The 1,370-nt window shown below is 53.2% G+C and carries 2 protein-coding genes; one reads left to right on the forward strand and one right to left on the reverse strand.

Features of this window, described 5'->3' with window-relative positions; all coding sequences use genetic code 11:
• Window positions 1-108: 108 nt before the first annotated feature.
• Entirely contained in the window at window positions 109-543 is a 435-nt protein-coding gene (locus tag G533_RS24730; protein WP_144079976.1) for a hypothetical protein, read from the forward strand.
• Window positions 544-661: 118 nt separating this feature from the next.
• Here the strand turns inward: G533_RS24730 and G533_RS0119385 are convergent, their stop codons facing one another.
• On the reverse strand, window positions 662-1,258 hold the full coding sequence (locus tag G533_RS0119385) for a TonB-dependent receptor domain-containing protein (protein WP_084639190.1): 597 nt from the start codon (window positions 1,256-1,258) through the stop codon (window positions 662-664).
• Window positions 1,259-1,370: the final 112 nt, after the last annotated feature.

The following is a 1,370-nucleotide window of genomic DNA, read 5'->3' on the forward strand; positions in this document are numbered from 1 at the left end:
TTGTGTGTTGTGAAAACATCATATAACAAGGCCATTAAATTCGCTCCCTACGGTCGCCGGACGCTCGCAAGCTCGCGCCGTTTATGGCAGCGTTAACTGGCTTAGCCCATGCAGAGATTCTTCGTTAATCTTATTCCGTTCGCGGTATGGCCGCTGTACCTCATGTCGATGATGCATTTTTGGAGCGTGCTCGCTGCACGGAATCCTTCTTTAGATTGGGCTATCGACGCGGTACTACCTTATGGTGACTTGGCGTTCTATGCATTCCTGCACACGCACGATATCGTCGTAAACTTAATTCTCGTTTTACCTGTGGCATTGACTCTGTGCGTTTATGTTGGAGCGCCATCAATGGCCAGTATCGTTGGTGCCTCCTGTTTGGTTTTCGTTTGGCAATACTGGAACATTATTTCGGATCTACCCAAAGGGTTCGCCTTTTTTCATTCTCACGGAGCGATTTTTGGGGTGGTAATGCAACTTGGTCTGTTTCCTTTGTCCTATTGGCTAGCTGCAAAACTTACAACACGGAGATCGGTTTCGTAGTGTTGCACCAGTTAACAAGTCAAGGCAGCACGGGCGCTTCGCGCCGGGACGCCGTGACCGGCGCCCCAGCTTGAAGCGTTGAACGTCGGCTTTGAGGACGCAGCTGTCTTTGAAGGAACTAGAAAAACGCCAGCGAAGCGGTGACAAAGACTCGGTCTTGCCCGTCGACCAAAGCAACATTGGGCGTCAGAGATGAGATTTCCGTATAAGCATTGATGCCATCCGGGTAGTGCCGGTAATTGACCTGGAGGTCGATGTGTCCACGTTGTATGTGTATCCGGTGGCTTAACGTCAGATCAAACCGATCGTAGGAGCCATCGGCGACAGCTGCTGTACCGTAGTAGACACCCGACAGCGCGCTGTTTGACCCGAGGGGGACGATGCCCCAGAGGCTGCCGGCGTGGTCGGGTCGTAGAGTGCCCTCAAAGGGTGTGTCGGTTTCTGCATCCAGGTACACGTAGGACGCACCCCATTCGATGCCGTTCCGCAGCGTATGGTGGACCCCCAGTTCGGCGCCCTGCGTCTGGAGTTTGCCATTGTTGGTCAGCCTGAAGTCAACGTAATTGAAGGGTTCAGAGATCAGGTCGCTGTAGTCCTCATAGAACACCGTCAGATCTGCTTGAAGGCGATTGAATTGGCTGTAGGACAGGCTGATTTCGCTGTGTTCAAGTACCTCGGGTTTGAGGTGGTTCGGTGACGAGGCTGTCCGGATCAGACTGGCACCTGGCCGCCCCCCCCTCTGTCAGGATAGATGTCGTGTCCATTTTTCACTCTAAATCTCAAGGAGGGGGCGGTCAGTGAGACCAGCGTGGGACAATATAGCGAGG

Source organism: Haliea salexigens DSM 19537 (assembly GCF_000423125.1).
GTDB classification, from domain to species: Bacteria; Pseudomonadota; Gammaproteobacteria; order Pseudomonadales; family Halieaceae; genus Haliea; species Haliea salexigens.

What these genes read in the sequence shown, in the direction of transcription:
- G533_RS24730 (WP_144079976.1), top strand. Translation starts at nt 109, where the DNA reads ATGCAGAGATTCTTCGTTAATCTTATTCCGTTCGCGGTATGGCCGCTG.